The organism is Micromonospora sp. NPDC049275, from assembly GCF_043197115.1.
In the GTDB taxonomy this organism is placed as follows: domain Bacteria; phylum Actinomycetota; class Actinomycetes; order Mycobacteriales; family Micromonosporaceae; genus Micromonospora.
The window spans coordinates 260270-281246 of sequence record NZ_JBICSN010000007.1 but is presented as its reverse complement, the minus strand read 5'-3'; the positions used below and the strand labels follow the sequence as shown (position 1 = coordinate 281246).

At 72.9% G+C, this 20977-nt stretch carries 19 protein-coding genes; 12 read left to right on the top strand and 7 right to left on the bottom strand.

Going from position 1 to position 20977, the window contains the following annotated elements; all coding sequences use genetic code 11:
- Positions 1-237: 237 nt before the first annotated feature.
- Positions 238-1236, top strand: coding sequence for a TerC family protein (locus ACGFIE_RS22555; protein WP_393297403.1), 999 nt, complete (start codon positions 238-240; stop codon positions 1234-1236).
- 51 nt (positions 1237-1287) lie between these two features.
- Here ACGFIE_RS22555 and ACGFIE_RS22550 read toward each other — a convergent pair whose 3' ends face one another.
- Positions 1288-2205, bottom strand: a complete 918-nt coding sequence (locus ACGFIE_RS22550; protein ID WP_393297400.1) for an NlpC/P60 family protein — start codon at positions 2203-2205, stop codon at positions 1288-1290.
- Positions 2206-2265: 60 nt separating this feature from the next.
- On the bottom strand, positions 2266-3363 hold the full coding sequence (locus ACGFIE_RS22545; RefSeq protein ID WP_393297397.1) for a mandelate racemase/muconate lactonizing enzyme family protein: 1098 nt from the start codon (positions 3361-3363) through the stop codon (positions 2266-2268).
- A 44-nt stretch (positions 3364-3407) separates the two neighbouring features.
- Here ACGFIE_RS22545 and ACGFIE_RS22540 point away from each other — a divergent pair, with 44 nt between their 5' ends.
- Positions 3408-4205 (top strand): tyrosine-protein phosphatase, encoded by a 798-nt coding sequence (locus ACGFIE_RS22540; protein WP_393297394.1) that lies wholly within the window; start codon positions 3408-3410, stop codon positions 4203-4205.
- 16 nt (positions 4206-4221) lie between these two features.
- Here the strand turns inward: ACGFIE_RS22540 and ACGFIE_RS22535 are convergent, their stop codons facing one another.
- Both ACGFIE_RS22535 and typA read right to left on the bottom strand, forming a co-directional pair.
- Positions 4222-5073 carry a serine hydrolase gene (locus ACGFIE_RS22535; protein WP_393297391.1) on the bottom strand — a complete coding sequence of 284 codons (852 nt, stop codon included), beginning with the start codon at positions 5071-5073 and terminating at the stop codon, positions 4222-4224.
- A 113-nt stretch (positions 5074-5186) separates the two neighbouring features.
- Positions 5187-7055, bottom strand: a complete 1869-nt coding sequence (gene typA, locus ACGFIE_RS22530; RefSeq protein ID WP_393297388.1) for a translational GTPase TypA — start codon at positions 7053-7055, stop codon at positions 5187-5189.
- 133 nt (positions 7056-7188) lie between these two features.
- Here typA and ACGFIE_RS22525 point away from each other — a divergent pair, with 133 nt between their 5' ends.
- Together ACGFIE_RS22525 and ACGFIE_RS22520 are read left to right on the top strand one after the other, a co-directional pair.
- Entirely contained in the window at positions 7189-8580 is a 1392-nt protein-coding gene (locus tag ACGFIE_RS22525; RefSeq protein ID WP_393297385.1) for a DedA family protein, read from the top strand.
- Between the two features lie 33 nt (positions 8581-8613).
- Positions 8614-9495 (top strand): transglycosylase SLT domain-containing protein, encoded by an 882-nt coding sequence (locus ACGFIE_RS22520; RefSeq protein ID WP_393297382.1) that lies wholly within the window; start codon positions 8614-8616, stop codon positions 9493-9495.
- Between the two features lie 46 nt (positions 9496-9541).
- On the opposite strand, the gene ACGFIE_RS22515 is transcribed toward ACGFIE_RS22520, so the two are convergent.
- Entirely contained in the window at positions 9542-11668 is a 2127-nt protein-coding gene (locus tag ACGFIE_RS22515) for an MMPL family transporter (RefSeq protein ID WP_393297379.1), read from the bottom strand.
- 124 nt (positions 11669-11792) lie between these two features.
- Between ACGFIE_RS22515 and ACGFIE_RS22510 the strand changes: the two genes are divergently transcribed.
- The 5 genes from ACGFIE_RS22510 to ACGFIE_RS22490 all read left to right on the top strand — a co-directional run bounded on the left by ACGFIE_RS22510 (position 11793) and on the right by ACGFIE_RS22490 (position 16927).
- Positions 11793-12308, top strand: coding sequence for a MarR family winged helix-turn-helix transcriptional regulator (locus ACGFIE_RS22510; protein ID WP_363688866.1), 516 nt, complete (start codon positions 11793-11795; stop codon positions 12306-12308).
- A 2-nt stretch (positions 12309-12310) separates the two neighbouring features.
- Positions 12311-13978 (top strand): CocE/NonD family hydrolase, encoded by a 1668-nt coding sequence (locus ACGFIE_RS22505; protein WP_393297377.1) that lies wholly within the window; start codon positions 12311-12313, stop codon positions 13976-13978.
- 156 nt (positions 13979-14134) lie between these two features.
- Positions 14135-14965, top strand: a complete 831-nt coding sequence (locus tag ACGFIE_RS22500; RefSeq protein WP_393297374.1) for a hypothetical protein — start codon at positions 14135-14137, stop codon at positions 14963-14965.
- 109 nt (positions 14966-15074) lie between these two features.
- Positions 15075-15650, top strand: a complete 576-nt coding sequence (locus ACGFIE_RS22495) for an ArsR/SmtB family transcription factor (RefSeq protein ID WP_393297371.1) — start codon at positions 15075-15077, stop codon at positions 15648-15650.
- Positions 15647-16927, top strand: coding sequence for an MFS transporter (locus ACGFIE_RS22490; protein ID WP_393297368.1), 1281 nt, complete (start codon positions 15647-15649; stop codon positions 16925-16927). The genes ACGFIE_RS22495 and ACGFIE_RS22490 overlap by 4 nt, the downstream gene beginning before the upstream one ends.
- Before the next feature lie 48 nt (positions 16928-16975).
- Here ACGFIE_RS22490 and ACGFIE_RS22485 read toward each other — a convergent pair whose 3' ends face one another.
- A complete protein-coding gene (locus ACGFIE_RS22485; RefSeq protein ID WP_007462771.1) occupies positions 16976-17179 on the bottom strand; it encodes a cold-shock protein in 204 nt (67 codons plus the stop codon).
- Between the two features lie 195 nt (positions 17180-17374).
- Between ACGFIE_RS22485 and ACGFIE_RS22480 the strand changes: the two genes are divergently transcribed.
- Positions 17375-18058, top strand: coding sequence for a class I SAM-dependent methyltransferase (locus ACGFIE_RS22480; protein WP_393297363.1), 684 nt, complete (start codon positions 17375-17377; stop codon positions 18056-18058).
- Positions 18059-18159: 101 nt separating this feature from the next.
- Positions 18160-18768 (top strand): VTT domain-containing protein, encoded by a 609-nt coding sequence (locus ACGFIE_RS22475; protein WP_363688846.1) that lies wholly within the window; start codon positions 18160-18162, stop codon positions 18766-18768.
- A 195-nt stretch (positions 18769-18963) separates the two neighbouring features.
- Here ACGFIE_RS22475 and ACGFIE_RS22470 read toward each other — a convergent pair whose 3' ends face one another.
- Positions 18964-19617, bottom strand: coding sequence for an MBL fold metallo-hydrolase (locus ACGFIE_RS22470; protein WP_393297360.1), 654 nt, complete (start codon positions 19615-19617; stop codon positions 18964-18966).
- Between the two features lie 242 nt (positions 19618-19859).
- On the opposite strand from ACGFIE_RS22470, the gene rsgA reads away from it, so the two are divergent.
- A complete protein-coding gene (gene rsgA, locus ACGFIE_RS22465; RefSeq protein WP_393297518.1) occupies positions 19860-20930 on the top strand; it encodes a ribosome small subunit-dependent GTPase A in 1071 nt (356 codons plus the stop codon).
- Positions 20931-20977 lie beyond the last annotated feature (47 nt).

The window sequence follows — 20977 nt, the reverse complement described above, 5'->3', positions numbered from 1 at the left end:
CGAGTGGTGGGCAACAATGGTCACCAAGGAGGGGAGTATTCCCCCGTGACGAAGTCGTCAGCACGGACGTCCGCCGGCATCTCGGCGCTCGACCCGGCTTCGTCGGTCGCCGTCCCGTTCGCGGGTCGGGGGCGGAAGAGACCTCCGACAGTCACCAGAGTGAGCGACAGCGGCACGCCAGCCCTCGCGGGGGCGTACGGTGTGCCCGACGCCGCGTGTCTGCCGGAGGAATGAACGTTGGACGTGTCCGGATTGGTGTGGGCGGGGACCCTCGTCGCACTGACTGCGGTGCTGCTCGTCGACCTGTTGATCATCGGTCGGCGCCCGCACGAGCCGAGCGTGCGGGAGTCGAGCCTCTGGGTCGCCTTCTACGTGGGCCTCGCGTTGCTCTTCGGCGCCGGGGTGTGGCTGACCGCCGGGGCCAGCTCCGCCGGGCAGTTCTACACCGGCTGGCTCACCGAGTACAGCCTCTCGGTGGACAACCTGTTCGTCTTCGTCATCATCATGGCCCGCTTCGGGGTGCCCCGGCAGTACCAGCAGAAGGTGCTGCTCATCGGCATCGTGCTGGCGCTGGTGATGCGTGGCGGGTTCATCGCCGCCGGCGCGGCGTTGATCTCGCAGTTCTCCTGGGTGTTCTACATCTTCGGCGCGTTCCTCATCTACACGGCTGTCAACCTGGCCCGTCAGGGTGAGCCGGACGAGGACGAGTTCTCCGAGAACCTGCTGATCCGCTGGAGCCGGCGGGCACTGCCGATCTCCAAGGGCTACGACGACGCGAAGCTGACGACCCGCCAGGGCGGGCGGCGGCTGTTCACTCCGATGCTCATCGTGATGATCGCGATCGGCACCACCGACCTGATCTTCGCTCTGGACTCGATCCCGGCGATCTTCGGCATCACGCAGGAGCCGTACCTGGTCTTCACCGCGAACGTCTTCGCGCTGATGGGTCTGCGCCAGCTCTACTTCCTGCTCGGTGGCCTGCTCGACCGGCTCATCTACCTCAGCTACGGGCTGGCCGTCGTGCTGGGCTTCATCGGCGTCAAGCTGGTGCTGGAGGCGCTGGCCGACAACAACCTGCCGTTCATCAACGGCGGGAAGCACGTCGGGTGGGCGCCGCACATCCCGATCTGGCTGTCCCTGCTTGTCATCATCGGCACGCTGGGCATCGCCACCATCGCCAGCCTGGCCAAGTCCGCCCGGGACCGGCGTCGCGAGCTGGCCGGGGTTCGACGCTGAACCGTCGTCGGCCGGGCCCGGAGACGGGCCCGGCCGGTGTGCGGCCCGCAGCTAGACCCGGTGCGCGCCGACGAGGGTGGCGAGCCGGTCGGCCGGTAGCGCCTCCTCCAGCACCCGCCGCCGCCGGTAGCAGGCGTGCAGCATCCGCCGGTCCGTCGGATCGTCGGCGACGGCGGTGACGATGCCGATGTGGTGGATCTTCCGGCCGGGGCGGGCGAAGAAGTAGAGATCCCCGGGGCGCTCCGCGCCCAGGGGCAGCGGGGTCGTGGCGACGGCCTGGTCGTCGGCGTCGCGGGGCAGCAGCACCCCGAACCGGCGCCAGGCCAGGTGGACGAGGCCGGAGCAGTCGATGCCGTACGCGGAGAGCCCGCCCCAGATGTAGACCACGTCCAGCAGTCGCCGGGCCACCGCGAGCGCGTCGGCGGCGCTGGGTGGCGCGGTCGGTGCCGGAGCGAGGTGCCCGTCGGGCAGCCAGAGCGGCGTGGCCTGAGCGGGGACGTGGACCGGCTGCCAGCCGTCGCGGGCCGCGCCGGCCGGGACGAGGCGGGTGCCGACGACGACCCCGGGCAGCGCCAACGGCCCGTCCGGGGCGGTGCGCAGCGCGGTGACGGTGGCGTCCACCACCAGCGGGTCACCGCTGACCGTGGGATCCACGGCTGTCAACTGGTCGGTGGGCAGCCAGCCCGGGTAGCCGCGGGGGTCGAGCTTGGCGGCCGGCTGCTCGACGGCGACGACCCGCGCCCAGCCGTCCGGGCGCAGCTCGTCGACAAGCACCCGCTCGCCGAGCAGGAGCTGGCTCAGCACGCAGTCGCCGACCTGCTGGTCGGTGTCCATTCCGCTCACCCAGGTCGGGATGTCGACGCGGGCGCCGAGCGCGGGACCGTCGACAGGCCGGACCGCCTCGGGCGAGGACCAGAGCGTCGCCACCGCGACTCGGACGATGGCCTCGCGGCCCGGTCGGAGCTCCACGTCAACCCCCAGCTCGTGTCGGCTGTCCCGGGGGCACCCTATGAAAGAAACCAACGATCATCAACCACGGCCCTGCATCTTTACTTCAGTAAGGCCGGAGATGCCCAGGCCAGGCGCGTCCGGCAACACCACTGTCGGCCCCTCGTAGCGGATCCCGCCCTGCACCGGCGACCAGGCCAGCCACCAGGCGGCGTCCAGGTCGGCGACCGCCGTGGTGCCGTACGCGGCGACCAGGCTCGCCGCCGCCCCGATGCCTACCTGACTCTCCATCATCGACCCGACCACAGTGCCGAGCCCGTGCGCGGTAGCCAGCTCCAGCAGGGTGCGCGCCGGGTGCAGCCCGCCGCACTTGGCCAGCTTCACGTTGACCAGGTCGGCGGCCCGGCGGCGGATCACCTCGACCAGGTCGCGGACCCCGAAGACCGCCTCGTCGGCCAGGATCGGCACGGACACCCGGTCGCTGACCCACGCCAGCCCGTCCAGGTCCCAGCGGGCGACCGGCTGCTCGACCAACTCCACGTCCAGCCCGGCGTCCTCGATGCCACGGATCACCCGGACCGCCTCGCGCGGCGTCCAGCCCTGGTTGGCGTCGAGCCGGATCCGGATCCCGGCGCCGACCGCCGCGCGTACCGCGCGTACCCGGTCCAGGTCGCCGGCCGCGTCCGTGCCCACCTTCAGCTTCAGCACGCCGAAGCCGTCGGCCTGCCGCTGGCGGGCGGCCGCCGCCAGATCCACCGCGTCGCCCGCGGCGAGGGTGACGTCCGTCGGCACCCGCAGGGTGGTGCCGCCGAGCAACCGCACCAGGGGTACGCCCAGCCGTCGTGCTGCCAGGTCGTGCAGGGCCACGTCCACCGCCGCCTTCGCGGCCTCGTTGCCGACCACCGCGCGCTGCACCTCGGCGCAGCGGGCCACCAGGTCGTCCGGGTCACGCCCGGTGAGCAGCGGGCCGAGCAGTTCCCGTACGCACGCCTCCGTGCCGGCGACCGAGGCGCCCGTTACCTGCCACACCTGCGGCGCCTCGCCGAAGCCGGAGCGACCATCGGCGTCGATGAGCTCCACGATCAGGGTGTCCACGGTGGTGGTGCGCCGCAGCGCGGTGACGAAGGGGGTGTGTAAGGGGGCAGAAACCCGGTGGGTGCGTACCGCCGAGATCGTCATGTCGGGCACCCTATACGCAGGCACACAGCGGGAGGGGACACCGGATGGTCGCGCGGGACTGGGAGCTGGTGGGCGCACCGAACGCCCGTGACCTCGGCGGGCTGCTCGGCGCCGACGGTCGACGGGTGCGCGTCGGACGGCTGATCCGCACCCCGGCGCTGGGTCGGCTCACCGACGAGGATCTGCTGGTGCTGGCCAAGCTGGGGCCGGCCTGCGTGCTCGACCTGCGCGCCTCCGCGGAGATCGACGTCGCCCCGGCCGACCGACTGACCGGCCAGCCGCGGATCGTGCACCTGCCGGTACACGACCCGGACCACCCGGTCTTCACGTACGTCTCGGCGGTGCTGCTCGGCCACGACCTCGACGCGTACGCGGAGCTGGCCCGGCAGGGCACGGCGGGGGCGATGGCCGAGATCTACAGGTGGTTCGTCACCGGCGAGTCGGCCCGGGTCAACTTCGGCGCGGCGGTGCGGCTGGCCGCCCGGCCGGAGAACCTGCCGCTGCTCTACCACTGCTCCGCCGGTAAGGACCGCACCGGCTGGCTCACCGTCGTCCTGCTCAGCGCGCTCGGCGTGGACGAGGCGGCGATCCGCGCCGAGTACCTGCGCAACAACGCGCTCACCGACAGCCTCCGCGCGGTGATCATCGAGGCGATGCGTCGCCGGCAGCCCGGCCTGGACGCCGCCGCCGTGTTGCCGGTGCTGGAGGTTCGCGCCGCGTACCTCGACGCCGGATACCAGGAGGTGCGCCGGGTGCACGGCTCGTTCGACGCGTACCTGCGCGACGGGCTGGGGCTGACCGACGAGGTCGTCGAGGCGCTGCGGGCGCACCTGCTGGAGTAGACGGCGAGAGCCGGGATCAGAGGTGGTGGCGGGCGGCCCACACCTGGGCCGAGATGTGCGCGAGCAGCCGGCAGGCGTCGTCCTCGACATCGTCGTCGCCGCCGGCCAGGTCGGTGGTGGTGCACACGGCGAGCACGTACGGCGGGGCGTCGTCGGGCAGCACCACGCCGGCGCTGTGGCGCACGCCGCGTACCCAGCCGTTCTTGAGCGCGATGCGGGTGCCCTCGGGCAGGCCGGCGGCCAGGTCCTCGCGGTGCTCCTGGGCGAGCAGCACGTCCAGCATGGCCGCGCAGCCGGCCGGTGAGGCGAGACGGCCGGACGTCGTGGCGCCGCTGGCCAGCGCGCCCAGCAGGGCGGCCAGGTCGGCGGCGGTGACGGTGTTGGTGATGCCTGCCTCGCGGGCGGCGAAGTCCTCGATGCCCCGGCCGGTGACGCTGTTGCGGGCACCGGCCAGCGCCCACACCTCGGCCACCGCGGGCAGCCCGACGTGGCCGATGACCAGGTTGGTGGCCAGGTTGCTGGACCGCACGATCATCCGTTCGGCCAGCCAGCGCAGGGGCGCGGCGCCGCCGAGCCGGTCCCACACGGCGTCGTCGTTGTCGTAGTGCGGGGCGCAGGAGAACCGGGGCGCGCCGGGCTGGGCCGAGTCGAACTCGTTGACCACCGGGACGTCGGCGTCCAACTCCAGCGTGCCGGCCTCGGCGGCGCGGTGCAGCGCGGCCAGTACCCCCACCTTCATGGTGCTGGCGGCGTAGTGGCCGGCGTCGGCGTGCCGGGTCCACGTCGGGGACGCGTCGAGGCGACAGACGTACGCCGAGACGGTGCCCGGCACCCGGTCCAGATGGGCGTCGAGATCGTCCCAGGTCATGCCGGTGACCGTAGCCGATCACGGGGCGGTCGGGCCCGCGTACCCCCGCCGGAAAACCGACGGGCGCGCCGGCCGCAAGCGGCCGACGCGCCCGGTGTCGGGTGCTGGTGTCCTCAGCCGGCGTGCTTGCGGCGGGCGGCGGCCCGGCCGCGCTGCTGCTGGTCGAGCACCACCTTGCGGATACGCACCGCGGTCGGGGTGACCTCGACGCACTCGTCCTCGCGGCAGAACTCCAGCGCCTGCTCCAGCGAGAGCTTGCGCGGCGGGATCAGCTTCTCGGTCTCGTCGGAGGTCGAGGCCCGCATGTTGGTGAGCTTCTTCTCCTTGGTGATGTTGACGTCCATGTCGTCGGAGCGGGAGTTCTCCCCGACGATCATGCCCTCGTACACCTCGGTGGTCGGGTCGACGAAGAGCTGGCCGCGCTCCTGGAGGTTGATCATCGCGAAGGCGGTGACCGCGCCGGACCGGTCGGCGACAAGCGACCCGTTGTTGCGGGTGCGCAGCTCGCCGAACCACGGCTCGTACGACTCGAAGACGTGGTGCAGGATGCCGGTGCCCCGGGTGTCGGTGAGGAACTCGGTGCGGAAGCCGATCAGGCCGCGCGCCGGGACCAGCCACTCCATCCGGATCCAGCCGGTGCCGTGGTTGACCAGCTGCTCCATCCGGCCCTTGCGGGTGGCGAGGAGCTGGGTGATCGCGCCCAGGTATTCCTCGGGGGCGTCGATGGTCAGCCGCTCGACCGGCTCGCAGGTCTTGCCGTCGATCTCCTTGGTGACGACCTGCGGCTTGCCGACGGTCAGCTCGTAGCTCTCCCGGCGCATCTGCTCGACCAGGATGGCCAGCGCCAGCTCACCACGGCCCTGCACCTCCCAGGCGTCCGGTCGCTCGGTGGGCAGCACCCGCAGCGACACGTTGCCGACCAGCTCCTTGTCGAGCCGGTCCTTGACCATGCGCGCGGTGACCTTGGAACCCTTGACCCGGCCCACCAGCGGCGAGGTGTTGGTGCCGATGGTCATCGAGATGGCCGGCTCGTCGACGGTGATCAGCGGCAGCGCGACCGGGTTCTCCACGTCGGCAAGCGTCTCGCCGATCATGATCTCGGGGATGCCGGCGACGGCGATGATGTCGCCCGGGCCGGCCGACTCGGCCGGCTTGCGCTCCAGGCCCTCGGTCATCAGCATCTCGGAGATGCGGACCCGCTGGGTGCTGCCGTCGGTGCGGCACCAGGCCACCGTCTGGCCCTTGCTGATCGTGCCCTGGCGGACCCGGCACAGCGCCAGGCGGCCGAGGAACGGCGAGGCGTCGAGGTTGGTGACGTGCGCCTGCAGCGGCGCGCCGTCCTCGTACGCGGGGGCCGGGATGGTGTCGAGCAGGGTGCGGAACAGCGGCTCCAGCGAGGTGCTGTCGTCCGGCACCGAACCGTCGGCGGGCTGGGTCAGCGAGGCGATGCCGTCGCGGGCGCAGGCGTACACGATCGGGAAGTCGATCTGCTCCTCGTCGGCGTCCAGGTCGAGGAAGAGCTCGTAGGTGTCGTCCACGACCTCCTTGATCCGGGCGTCCGGGCGGTCCACCTTGTTGATCACCAGGATGATCGGCATCCGCGCCCGCAGTGCCTTGCGCAGCACGAAGCGGGTCTGCGGCAGCGGGCCCTCGCTGGCGTCCACAAGCAGGACCACACCGTCGACCATGGTGAGGCCGCGCTCGACCTCGCCGCCGAAGTCGGCGTGGCCGGGGGTGTCGATGATGTTGATGGTGACCGGGTCGGAGCCGTCCGCCGGCAGGTAGTGCACGCCGGTGTTCTTGGCCAGGATCGTGATGCCCTTCTCCCGCTCCAGGTCACCCGAGTCCATCACCCGCTCGGTGTTCTCGCCGCGGGCACCGTAGGCGCCGGCCTGCCGCAACATGGCGTCGACCAGGGTGGTCTTGCCGTGGTCGACGTGAGCGATGATGGCGACGTTGCGGAGGTCGGTGCGAAGCTGCATACCCTCTATCCTTCCGCCTGCGCTCGCGCAGGCTGCGTCGGGGTCACCCCCAGGTGCCCCTGATCTATGGTGAAACTGCTGTCCTGGTCGTTGCGCCGGCTGGCATGCTGGCTCCCGTGTCCCGGGGGCCTGAGTGCACGACCTGCTGACCTGGGTGCAGGGTCTGCCCACTCTGTGGATCTACCTGGTCGCCGCGCTGATCGTGGCGGGCGAGACCGCGGTGATCTTCGGCCTGCTGGTGCCGGGTGAGGCTACCCTGCTGCTCGTCGGCTTCCTCACCTACAACGGTACCTTGCGGCTCGGACCGACGTTGCTCGCGATGATCGTCTCGGCGTTCGCCGGGGACGCGCTGGCGTTTCGCGCCGGCCGACGTTACGGGCCGAAGCTGCGTGCCGGGCTGGGCCACCGGGTCGGGCCGGAGCGGTGGCGCCGGGCCGACGCGATGCTCGCCCGCCTCGGCGGCAGGGGCGTGTTCGCGGCGCGCTGGGTGGCCTTCGCCCGCACCCTGGTGCCCCGGCTGGCGGGCGGGGCCGGCATGTCGTACCGGCGGTTCGCGCCCTGGAACCTGGCCGGCATCGTGACCTGGGTCGGCGGCTCGGTGCTGCTCGGTCACCTCGCCGGTGAGTCGTACGACACGGTCTCCCGGCTGCTCGGCCGGGCCACCGGCGCGGCGCTGGCGTTGCTCGCCGGGCTGCTGGGGGTCGTGCTGGCCGGGCGGTGGCTGGGCCGCAACCCCGATCCCGTGCGCGCCCTGCTGTCGCGGGCCGCCGCGCTGCCGCCGGTGCGCTGGCTCGGCGCCCGCTACGGGGTGCTGTTCTTCCTGGTGGCCATGCGGATCGGGCCGGCCTGGACGCTGCTGCTGAATCTGGCCGCCGGGCTGCTGCTGCTCTTCGCCGCCGGGCTGGCCATCGCCGGTCTGCTCGCCGTGGTGGTACGCAACAGCGGGCTGGCCGCGCTGGACGGGGCGATCGCGGCCTGGTTCGCCGCCCGCCGGACCCCGGACGCCGCCGACGCCACCCTGGTCGTCGTGTCACTGGTACGCGGGTGGTTGCTGATCGTGCTGGTGGCGCTGGTGGCGGCGGTGCTGGCGTGGCGCAACCGGCCGTGGCGGGCGGACCTGCTCAGCGTGGTCGGCACGGTGGGCGCGTTCGTGCCGCTTGTCGTGCTGGCAGTGGTGGCCGAGTTGATCGGGGACGAGGCCGTCCTGTTCCCCACTCAGAACGCCGTCGTCTCGGCCAGCTTCTGCACCCTTGCCTGGCTGGTGTCCCGCAGGACCCACTGGCCGGTGGCGGTGGCCGCCTGGACGGTCGCCGCCGCGGGCGTGCTGGGGGTCGGCGCGGCGCGGCTCTACCTCGGCCTGGACACCGCGAGCGGTACGGCCGCGGCGGTGCTGCTGGGAGTGCTGTGGACCGTGGTGTTCATGGTCGCCTGGGCCACCCGGGACCGCGCGGTGGGCGACCGGGAGCACCAGGCCGACCCGGTCCCGCCGCCGCAGGGGCCCCGCCGGCCGGTCGAACCTTGCTAGTCTGCGGCGACTGTCAGACGGGGGAGGAACACCATGCGTGTACGGACCGGTCGGGTGGGCGCACTCGTGCTCGCCGGGCTCCTGCTCGCCGGTGGCGCGGTCGGCTGCGCCGGTAAGGGGGAACGCCCACAGGACCAGGCCGCCCCCGTCTCCGTCACCGAGACGCCGGTGGAGGACGCCGCCGCCGACGAGCCGGCCGACGAGCCGAGCCCGTCGGCGAGCGCGGTGGCGGCCCTGGGCACCGCCCCGAGCCGCAAGCCGTCGGCGTCGCCGTCGAAGAAGCCGACCCGTTCGACGGGCGCGGCGCCGAAGCCCCGCGCGGTCGCCAAGCCGCCCACCGAGACGAAGGTCCCGCCGCCGCCACCGAAGCCCGCCCCCTCGTCCTGCAAGCCCAGCTACAAGGGCCCCCAGGCGAGCCGCGCCGACGTGAAGGCGGCACTGAGCGCCGCCGCCGGCCGCACCTACTGGCCCAGCTCGGCGCCGGAGCTCAAGATCCCGCTGAACCTGGTCAAGGCCACCGCCTGGCAGGAGAGCGGCTGGCAGTCCAACATCTACGCCTGCGACGGCGGCGTCGGGCTGATGCAGGTGATGCCGGCCACCGCGACCTGGATGAACCAGCGGTTCGAGCAGAGCTACGACATCGCCGACTACCAGGACAACGCGTACCTGGGGGCCAACTACCTGGCCTGGCTGACCAAGTACATCGGCGACATGTACTTCGAGGCCGACTACCGGCTCGACGCGGACCTGTGCACCGCCGAACTGGACTCCTGCCTGCTCAACGCCGTCATCTCCGCGTACAACTACGGGCACGGGGCGGTGGCGCGGGAGGGCAAGCCGCTCGCCATCCCCAATCCGTCGTACGTGCGCAACGTGCGGGCGCTGATGACCGAGTGCGTCTGTCTGGGGTACTGAGCACACGAGAAGGGGCGGGGTCGAGCCCGCCCCTTTTCCGTGCGCCTCAGTCCCGCGTGGCCACCGGCTCGCGCGTCGCCGCGACGTCGGCGCCCGGGTGGGCGTCGACGCGGCCCGGCCACCAGAAGCGGTCCGCGAGCACGAACGCCAACGCGGGCACCAGCACCGTGCGGACCAGCAGGGTGTCCAGCAGGACGCCGATGCAGACGATGACGCCGATCTGCGTGAGCGTGATCAGCGGCAGCACGCCGAGCACGGCGAACACCGCGGCGAGCAGCACACCGGCGCTCGTGATCACACCTCCGGTGACCCGCAACGCGGACAGCATCCCGGCGCGGGTGCCAGCGCTGCGGGCGTCCTCCCGGGCGCGGGTGACCAGGAAGATGTTGTAGTCCACGCCGAGCGCCACCAGGAACACGAAGGCGAGCAGCAGCACGCCGCTGTCGAGCGCCGGGAAACCCAGCACGTGGTCGAAGAGCAGCCACGCCGCGCCGAGGCTGGCGAAGAACGACGCGATCACGGTGAGCACCAGCAGCACCGGCGCCAGCAGACCCCGCAGCAGCAGCACGAGCACCGCGCCGACCAGCAGCAGGATGATCGGCAGGATCAGCCGCAGGTCACGGTCGTTGGCCCGCTCGGAGTCGTACGTGGCGGCCACGGTGCCGCCGACGATCGCCCCCGAGGGCGCCTCGGCTCCGGCGGCGGCCGGGGGAGCGGAGTCGGGAACGGCGGCGACCGCGTCGCGCAGCGCCTCGATCGTGCGGTCGGAGGCGGTCGTGCCGGGCTCGGCGTCCAGCACCACGTCGACCTGGGCGACGGTGCGGCCGGCGTCGCCGGGCCGCGCCGAGGCGACGCCGGGTACGGCGGCGGCGACGTCGGTGACCGCCCGCACCGCCGCCGGGCTGGTGAGCACGGCCACCGGCTGGGTGCTGCCGGCGGGGAACGCGCGGGCGAGGGTCTGGGCCGCGGTGACCGCTTCCGGCTCGGCCCGGAACTGCTCGGTCTCGGACAGTCCGGTGCGGATCCCCAGCCCACCCAGCGACAGACCGGCGAGCAGCACCGTGGCCAGCACGGCGACCACCACCGGGCGGCGCTGCACGGCGGCGCCGAGGCGGCCCCAGAGCCGGCCCTCCCGGACCGGGCCGTCGACGCGGGGCACGAACGGCCAGAACAGCCCGCGACCGAAGAGCACCAGGACGGCGGGGAGCACGAACAGGGCCGAGGCCATGGCGAAGACCACCCCGGTGGCGCAGGCGACGGCCAACGCCCGGTTCGTCTCCTGCTCGCTGAGCAGCAGGGTGAGCACGCCGAGCACCACGGTGCCGCCACTGGCCAGGATGGGCTCGGCGGTACGCCGCAGCGCGGACCGCATCGCCGCGTACCGGTTCTCCTCGCGTCGCAGTTCCTCCCGGTAGCGGGCGATGAGCAGCAGGGCGTAGTCGGTGGCGGCGCCGAAGACCAGCACGCTTGCGATGCCGGTGACCTGACCCTGCTGGAGGTTGATCCCGACGGCCGGCACGATCGTGTCCACCGCGCGCAGGGTGAGCTGCTCGGTCGCCGCGACCACGACCAACGGCACGATCCACAGGAACGGACTGCGGTACGTGATCAACAGCAGTAACGCGACCACTGCGGCGGTCACCGCGAGCAGGGTGACGTCGGCGCCCTCGAAGACCGAGGACAGGTCCGCGGTGAAGGCGGGTGCGCCGGTGACCTCGGCGGTCAGCCCGTCCGGCAGCGCCGCCAGCGCGTCGCGCAGCCGGGTGACGCTGTCGGTGACCGCCTCCTGACCGCCGGCGGTGTCCAGCGGGACGGCGACGAGCGCGACAGTGCCGTCCGGGGAGACCTGCGCCGGGCTGACCTGCCCGCCCACCGCGAAGCGACCCAGGTCGCCGGAGCGGGCGGCGAGGGTGGCCCGGTCGGCCTCGCTCAGCGCCCCGCCGTCGCCGCGACTGACGACCACGATGGCCGGCTGGACATCGTGCGACGGCAGTTGGTCCTGCAGGCGCTGCACCTGGGTCGACTGCCACTGGGCCGACAGGCCGGTCGCGGACACCGGCGCCGGGTTGTCCGGCCGGGGGCTTCCGAAGACGGCCGCGCCGACGACGAGCGCGGCGGCCACGGTGAGCCAGGCGGCCAGCCGGCCGCGCGCGACAGTGGTGAAGACGGACATCGCTTGACCCCTAGGTCTTTCGAGCGTCGAGTATCTTGATAGCCGAGATTATCGACGGTTGTTCTATGCTGCAACCCGGGGACCGACGACGGGAAAGAAGCGGCGCGAGGTGGCGACTCACGGCATGTACCGGCGGCGTGACACGCGCCGCGACCAGCTGGTCGCGGAGATCACCAACAACCTCCGGCGGTACGCGGTGGACGCCCAGCAGGTCGGCCACGCCTTCGCCAACCTGCACGGCCTCAACCCGACCGACCTGAACGCGCTGATCGCGGTCATGGACGCCGAGCTGTTCGGCGATCCGATCACCCCCGGCCGCCTCGGTGCGCAGCTCAACCTGTCGTCCGGCTCGGTCACCGCGCTGATCGACAGGCTGGAACGGGCCGGGCACATCCGCCGGGACCGGGACACCGTCGACCGGCGCAAGGTGCTGCTGCACTACGCGGACCAGGGCGCCGCGTTGGCGACTGAGTTCTTCCGGCCGCTGGGCGCCCGGACCGACACGGTGATGGACCGCTTCGGTGAGGACGAGCTGGAGGTGGTGCACCGGTTCCTGGCGGAGATGAGCGAGTCGCTGCGGGCGCATCGCGACGCGGTCCGCGCCGCCCGGCCCGAGCCGCCCCACCGGGCGACGGGCTGAGCGTGCCGGGTCAGCTCGTCGCCCGCCTCGCCGCCGCCGCGCTGCGGCTGCCCGCCGTGCGTCCCGGCCCGGTGCGGATCACCCGTGACATCCCGGTCCGGGTGCGGGACGGCGTCGTGCTGCGGACCGACCACTACGCCCCCCGCGACAGGGCCGCCCCGACCGTGCTGATCCGCACCCCGTACGGGCGGGGCGGGCCGTTGCGGCTGCTCGGCCGATTGCTCGCCGCGCGCGGCCGACACGCGGTGATCCAGTCCTGCCGGGGCACCGGCGGCTCCGGCGGCACGTTCGCCCCGCTGGTGCACGAGCGCGACGACGGGGTGGACACCCTGGACTGGCTGCGCCGCCAGCCCTGGTGGTCCGGAGCGCTCGGCATGTTCGGGGTCAGCTACCAGGGCTTCGCCCAGTGGGCGCTGGCCGCCGACGCCGGCGAGGAGCTGCGCGCGATGGTCGCGGTGGTGACCGCGTCGTCCACCCGGGACTCGACGTACGCGGGGGAGTCGTTCGCCCTGGACACCGTGCTGACCTGGGCCGAGCTGCTGCACGCCCAGACCGTGCCGAGGCTGGCCCGGCAGTGGGAACTCAAGCGTGGGCAGCCCCGCCTGGCGGCCGCCCTGGACCACCTGCCGCTGGCCCAGGCGGACCGGGTGGCCACCGGCGTCACGATCCCGTTCTTCCAGGAGTGGCTGCGCCACCACGACCCCGACGCCGCGTACTGGCGCAGCCGTGTCTTCGCCGACCGGGTGGCCCGGGTACGCGCGCCCGTGGTCATGGTCACCGGCTGGCACGACATCTTCCTGCCCGCCCAGCTCGACGACCACGCCACCCTGCGTGCCGCGGGCGCCCGGCCGCGACTGGTGATCGGCCCGTGGACACACGGCAGCCCCGGCCTCTTCGTGGCGGCGCTACGCGAGGGGCTGACCTGGCTGGACGAGCACCTGAACGGGTCCGCGGCCGATGAGCGACTGCCCACCGGGCGGTCTCGCGGGGGCCCGGTCCGGCTGCACGTGGGCGGTGCCGGCGGCGGTTGGCGGGATCTACCGGACTGGCCACCGCCTGCCACCGGCACCGCGTGGCACCTGCACGCGGGCGGCGAGCTGGCGACCCGTTCGCCGCAACCCTCGACGCCGGACGAGTTCCGGTACGACCCGACCGACCCCACCCCGTCCCTCGGTGGCCCGCTGCTTGTCGCCAAGCGAGCCGGCCCGGTGGACAACCGACTCGTCGAGGCCCGGTCCGACGTGCTCACGTACACCAGTGCCCCGCTCACCGGGCCGGTCGAGGTGATCGGCGACGTACGCGCGGAGATCCACGTCCGCACCGAGCTCGCGTACCTGGACGTATTCGTCCGGCTGTGCGACGTGGACCGGCGGGGACGGTCCCGCAACGTGTGCGACGGGCTGGTCCGGGTCACGCCCGGCCGGTTCACCGCCGACAGTTCCGGGGCGCTGCGGGTTCCGGTGCGGCTCTGGCCGACCGCGTACCGGTTCGCGGCCGGCCACCGACTGCGCGTCCAGGTCGCCGGCGGCGCACACCCGCGCTGGGCGCGCAACCCGGGCAGCGGTGAGCCCCTCGGCACTGCGGTGACGCTGCGTGCCGGCCGGCGGCAGGTTCTGCATGACCCCGCGCATCCCTCGGTCCTCTGGCTGCCGATCGTCCAATTCGAATAGACACCATCTGAGCTGGGCATTCATGTTTTTCGCGGGCTATGGTTGGGCCAACGCCCGGCGCCGTGCACCAGTAGGCCGGGCTCGCCCGAAAAACAGACACCGCGTACGCGGTGTGACGTCGTGCGCTCGGCCCCCGCCCATCGAAAGGGGGGCCCCATGACCCGGGCTCCGACGAACCTGTTGGCCGTCCGAAGTCTCCTTCTCGCGCACCTCGACGTCGACCCGAACACCGACCGCCCGGCCGACCTGGAGCCGGCGGAGGTGGGGATCATCGGCGATCCGGCCCACCGGGGCGGCTACCACTGTGGATCGGACCGGGTGGTGACCAATGACTACTCGGTGGTGGAGTCGTCGCGGGATCGCAACGGCCTGACCCTCGACGCGGCGGCGTTGGATGTCGGCGGCTTCGAGGTCCGCTCCGGCGGACGTACGCACACGCTGCCCAGCTTCTCGATCTGGTGTGTGGGGCAGTGCGCCGCTGACGCGACGGACACCCGCGACATCCGCGAGATCATCTACAGCCCCGACGGTACGACCGTGAAGCGGTGGGACCGGCTCGGCAAGCGCACCAGCGGCGACAGCTCGCACCGCTGGCACACCCACGTCAGCTTCTTTCGTGACGCCATCAAGGCCGGCCGCGACCAGCGGCCGTTGTTCCGCCGCTATCTGACCAGCATTGGTCTCATCGAGGGAGACGACGACATGGACATGACCGCAGAGGAGCGACAAGCGCTCATCCAGGACATCGCCGCCGGAGTGCTCAACGCGCAGTTGGGCCGGTCCGGGCCGTCGCTGGGAAACGCCGTGCAAACCACCTACGTGCAGGTCGCCAAGCTCGCGGCGGCGACCGGCCAGGACCCCACCAACGCCCAGGCCATCGTCGCGGGTGTCCTCGCCGAGCTGTCGCCGGAGCGCATCGCCGCCGCGATCCCGTCGAGCATGGCCAAAGAGGTCGCCGACGAGCTCGCCCGCCGGCTCGTCGCCTGAGCGAGAGGCGGCCCGTCCCCACCGGGCCGCCTCTCTTCATCGACCATCCGCAACAACTGTTGGGCAATACCCATTGCGCAACTACTGTTGCGGATGCCATGGTGGGGACATGAACACCCCCGACGTACGCCAGGTCACCGACTCGCGGGTGCTGGCCGCCATGGCCCACCCGCTGCGCCGCCGCCTGATGGACGTGCTCAAGGTGCACGGCCCGTCGACAGTCGGTCTGCTCGCCGAGCGCACCGACCAGGCGCCCGCGAACGTCAGCCACCACCTCAAGGTGCTCGCCGTCGCCGACCTCGTCAGCGAGGCCCCCGAGCTGGCCCGGGACCGCCGCGAACGGTGGTGGCGGCTGGTCACGCGGGGAGTTGCCTGGTCCAGCCGCGACTTCGACGCCGACCCGGCCGCCCGGGCCGTCGCCGACGCCGCCACCTCGCTCAACCTGGACCGGCACGTCGCCCTGGCCCGGGCCTGGCACGCCGCCGACGAGTCGGCGCAGGCCACCTGGGCCGACGCGGCGTTCTCCAACGACCGGTGGCTGCACCTCACGCCGGACGAGCTGGCCGAGCTGGGCCGCGAGGTGACCGACCTGCTGGCCCGCTGGGGTGAGCGCGGCGTGCCCGACGACGGGGGCGAACGACGGCCCGTCTTCGTGTTCGTCCACGGCGTACCGGCCCGGCCGTGACGGCGGCCACCCGCACCGACCCGGGCCCGGTCCGACCGGCCGGCGGGCTGCTGCGGCACCGCGACTTCCGCCTGCTCTGGGCCGGGCAGACGGTCAGCAGCATCGGCAGCAACGTCACCACTGTCGCGCTGCCGCTGGTGGCGGTCGCCGTGCTCGACGCCAGCACCTTCCAGGTGGCGGTCCTCACCGCCGCCGCCTGGCTGCCCTGGCTGCTGATCGGCCTCCCGGCCGGCGCGTGGGTGGACCGGCTGCCACGCCGACCCCTGATGGTGGTCTGCGACCTGATCTGCGGCCTGGCCTTCCTGAGTGTGCCGGTGGCCGCCGCCCTGGGCCGCCTCACCGTCGCGCAGTTGCTGGTGGTGGCGCTCGGCACGGGCACCGCGCGGGTCTTCTTCGAGACCGCCGACCAGGTCTACCTGCCGGTGCTGCTGCGGCCCGAGCAACTGCCCGAGGGGAACGCGAAACTACAGGCCACGCAGACCGCGAGTTACGTCGTCGGGCCCGGCATCGCCGGTCTCATCGCCCAGCTCACCGGCGCGGTCGCCGCGTTGCTGCTGGACGCCCTGACGTTCCTGCTCTCGGCGATCTTCCTGTTGCGCATTCGCACCGCCGAGCCGCGCCCCACCCGGCCGGACCGGTCCCGGTCGCTGCGTCGCGACATCGCCGAGGGGCTGCGCTTCGTCGCCCGCGACCCGTACCTGCGGGTGCTGACGGTCTTCGGCGCGGCCAGCAACATCGGGCTGACCGGCTACCAGGCCGTCCTGGTGGTGTTCCTGGTGCGGGAGCTGCGGCTCGCGCCGGGCCTGGTGGGCGTGCTGGTTGGCGTGATGAGCGTCGGGGGAATCATCGGCGCGCTGCTGGCCACCGCCCTGGCCCGCCGATGCGGCACCGCGCGCGCCATGCTGATCGGGGCAGCGCTCACCGGCCCACCCGCCCTGCTCATTCCGTTGGCCGCGCCGGGCGTCGGGCTGGTCTGGCCGGCCCTCGGCGGCGTGCTGATCGGCCTCGGAGTGGCCATCGGCAACGTGATCAAGGGCGCCTTCCGGCAGGCGTACACGCCACACCACCTGCTCGGCCGCGTGACGGTGAGCATGCACCTGCTCAACTTCGGCGCCATCCCGCTCGCGGCCGTTCTGGCCGGAGCCCTCGGCGCCCGCTACGGCGCCGGCACAGCGATAGGCGTGATGACCGCCTGGTTGGCGATCACCCCGCTGATCCTGCTGATTGGTCCGCTCCGGCGGCGGCGGGACCTGCCCGCCGCCCCGGCAGCGTGTTGAGTGCACTGCGACGGCGGCCGGGAACCGACCGCCGTCACCGGCACGGAGCTACATCGGGCGGACGTTGTCCGCCTGCGGACCCTTCTGCCCCTGGGTCACCTCGAACTCGACCTTCTGGCCCTCGTTGAGCTCCCGGTAGCCGCTCGAAGCGATGGCGGAGTAGTGGACGAACACGTCCGGCCCTCCACCATCCTGCTCGATGAAGCCGAAGCCCTTTTCCGAGTTGAACCACTTAACCGTGCCGGTTGCCATGCATCTCTCCCTGTTCAAAGCGGCGGACCATCGGCCCGTGGCCGATGGTCGCCCGTACCTGTTCGACAGTAACGGGCAAACGCCCGATCTGCCGGCCGAAGTGCCGTAGGTGTTTACTTGAACTCAGATGAAATCTGTGCGCGCCGGCATGCGAAAGCCGCCCCGACCACCCTCCGCTGCGGCATGCTTGCGCCGATGAGGGGTGCCGCAGCCACCGCGCTGACCGAGCTGGAGCGCGAGATCGACGCGCCCGGTTCCGGCCTGGACCGGCTCCACCTGGTGCCCACCCCGTTCGTGCCGGAGGTGTGGCTGCACCTCGCCGAGGACGCGATCGTCTGGTGGGCGCGGATGGAGGCGCTCGCGGGGCACGCCCTGCCGCCGCCGTACTGGGCCTCCGCCTGGGCCGGTGGCCAGGCCCTGGCCCGGCACCTGCTGGACCACCCGGAGCTGGCCGCCGGACGCCGCGTCATCGACCTCGCCGCCGGATCGGGGCTGGTGGCCATCGCCGCCGCGCTGGCCGGCGCCACGCACGTCGTGGCCAACGACATCGACTCGTACGCCGTGGCGGCCATCACGCTCAACGCGCGCGCCAACCGGGTCGCCGTCGACGTCAGCGGCGACGACCTGCTCGACAATGTCGGCGTCGACGCGGACCTGGTGGTCGCCGGAGACGTCTTCTACAGCCGCCCGATGGCCGAGCGGATGCTGCCGTTCCTGCGACGGGCCGTCGCCTCCGGCGCGGAGGTGCTGGTCGGAGACCCCGGCCGCGGGCACCTGCCGGCCGACGGGCTGCGGGTGCTGGCCGACTACCCGGTGCCCACCACCGAGCCGTCGGTGGACTCGTCGCTGCGTCGGGTACAGGTGCTGCGACCCACCTGACGCGCCAGCGCTCTCAGGGGCGACCCCGAGACGGATACCAGGGGACCCTGGGGGCTGCGACCGGATGTCCCCGGCAGTGCGGCGGCCATAGCGTACGAGGCATGACGCAATGGCTGGCCCAGGTCGGAGAACTGCCCATCCTGGTGCTGATGGGCGTGCTCGGGCTGGTCATGCTCTTCGACGCCGTACCGCTGCTGGGCGTGCTGATCCCCGGCGACGTGGCGATCCTGGCCGCGGTCGGGGTGGGCCGCCCGTCCACCGGCCTGGCCACCTTCGCCGCGGTGCTGGTCGGGTGCCTGGCCGGCTGGTCGCTGAGCTTCCTGGTCGGTCGCCGCTACGCCGAACCCCTGCGTCGCAGCCGGATCGGGGGCTGGATCGGCGAGTCGCGCTGGAGCGCGGCGGAGGGAATCCTCAGCCACGGCGGCGGCCGGATGATGATGGTCGCGCCGTTCCTGCCGGTGTTCAACGCGCTGCTGCCGCTGGCCGCCGGTGGCCTGCGGATGTCGTACCGCCGGTTCCTCGGAAGCGCGGCCCTCGGCGCGGCCGCCTGGGCCGGTCTCTACCTGGCGCTGGGCACCGCCTCGCGGGCGCTGGCCGGGCTGCTGCCGGGGGCACCCAGCCCGCTGCTGGTCACCATGGGGGTGGGGCTGGTGCTGGCGTTTGTCGTGCTGGTGGGGGCGCGGCGGCGGTTCGCTGCTCTTGCTGGGTGAGCTGCCGTGGTTGCGGTGGGGGGCGGGGGCCTGCCGTGCCTGGCTCCGGGCGGTCAGGCTTGATCCCTGCGCCGGGCACGGCAGGCCCCCGCCCCCGTCGTGGGGGCGGTTCGTCGACCGGGTTGCCGCCGCGGACTGGTTGTGGATCTTTTGTGGTTCTCGGTCAACCTCGGGTGAACCGCGTTGGGGGTGGGGTTACCAGCCTCTTGCTTTCCACTGGGGGAGGGCTGGGCGCTCCGCTCCCAGGGTGCTGTCCTTGCCGTGGCCCGGGTAGAACCAGGTGTCGTCCGGCAGCTTGTCGAACAGCTTGTGCTCGACGTCGTCGATCAGCGCGGCGAAACGCTGCGGGTCCTTGTCGGTGTTACCCACGCCACCCGGGAAGAGGCTGTCGCCGGTGAAAAGGTGCCCGGTGCCGTTGGGGTCGCGGTAAAGCAGCGCGATCGAACCCGGCGTGTGGCCCTTGATGTGGATGACCTCCAGCGCGCAGTCACCGACCGCGACGGTGTCGCCGTCGGCCAGCCGCTCCGCCTCGATCGGCAGCCCGGCCGCGTCGTCGGCGTGCACGAGCGCCCGCGCGCCGGTCTTGGCGACCACCTCCTCCAGCGCCACCCAGTGGTCCATGTGCTGGTGGGTGGTGACCACTGCGGCCAGACCGCCGTCGCCGACCAGCTCCAGCAGCCGGGGCGCCTCGTTGGCGGCGTCGATCAACACCTGGTCCCCGGTGCCGGTGCAGCGCAGCAGGTAGGCGTTGTTGTCCATCGGGCCCACCGACAGCTTGCTGATCGTGAGCCCGTCCAACTCCCGTACCGCCGGCGGGCCGCCGTGGGTGACATCTCCGCTGTAGGTCATGACGTGTCCGTATCCGTTCCGGTGGAGTGGGCAGGGGACTGCCGGGGTCGACGGCGAGCGTGGCCCAGTCGACCCTAGCCGGCTTGCGCCGCGCCGTCGTCGCGGAAATCGCTTTCGGCGCGTCGCCCCGCGCCCTACCGTCGGCCTCACAAGCGGCACCGGGACGTCGGACGGAGGTGGTGTTCATGCCGGACGTGGCACGCGTGTTCCGCCATCACCAGCTCGACACCGATGAGGATGCCATGACGATCGATCTGACCGCCCTCGGCTGGGACGCCGACCGGGCGACGTACGCCGCCCGACGCGGCGAGCACCACCCCGGCCGGGTGGCCCGCGTGGACCGGGGGGTCTGCACGGTGCTCACCGCCGACGGCCCGGTCCGGGCCAGCCTCGGCCCGTCCGTGCTGGCCTCCGCCGTCCGGGACCCCTCGGCGCTGCCCTGCGCGGGGGACTGGGTGCTGCTCACGCACTGGCCGGACCGCCGGATCACCGTGGCGGTCGTGCTGCCCCGGCGGGCCGCGCTGATCCGCCGTACCGCCGGCAAGGACGCCAGCGGCCAGGTGCTGGCCGCCAACCTCGACGCCGCCGCCGTGGTGGAGCCGGTGCACCCGGAACCGGACGTCGGCCGCATCGAGCGGCTGCTCTCCCTGGTCCACGAGTCCGGGGCCCGGCCCATCGTGGTGCTCACGAAGGCCGACCTCGCGGCCGACCCGGGCGCGCTGGCCCGCCAGCTCGCCGCGATCGCCCCCGGCGTGCCGGTGCTGCCGGTCAGCGCCGAGCGCGGCACCGGTCTGGACCCGCTGCGCGCCGAGGTCACGCCGGGTCGCACGCTGGGGCTGCTCGGGCCGTCCGGCGCGGGCAAGTCGAGCCTGGTCAACGCGCTCGCCGGCGCGGTGATGATGCCGACCCAGGCGATCCGGCGGGTCGACGGCAAGGGCCGGCACACCACCACCTGGCGGGCCCTGGTGCCGATCCCGGGCGGCGGCGCGGTGATCGACACACCAGGCGTACGGGCGGTCGGCCTGCTCGACGGCGTGACCGGCCTGGACCGGGCGTTCGCCGACATCGCCGGGCTGGCCGAGGGCTGTCGGTACGCCGACTGCGGCCACGACGGCGAGCCGGCCTGCGCGGTAGGCGACGCGCTGCGGACCGGTGAGCTGTCCACCCGCCGGTGGGAGAGCTGGCGGCGTCTGCAGTCGGAGGTCACCCACGAGAGCCGGCGGCGCGAGGCGCGGCTGGCCGCGGAGCGGCGTGGCGGCTGGCGCTCGGCCCGGCGTCGGGCGGCGCGGCCACCGTCGCCCGGAGGTTACTGACGGCCGTCGTACGCGGGCTGGCGGCGGCTCGGCCGACCGGGCTGAGC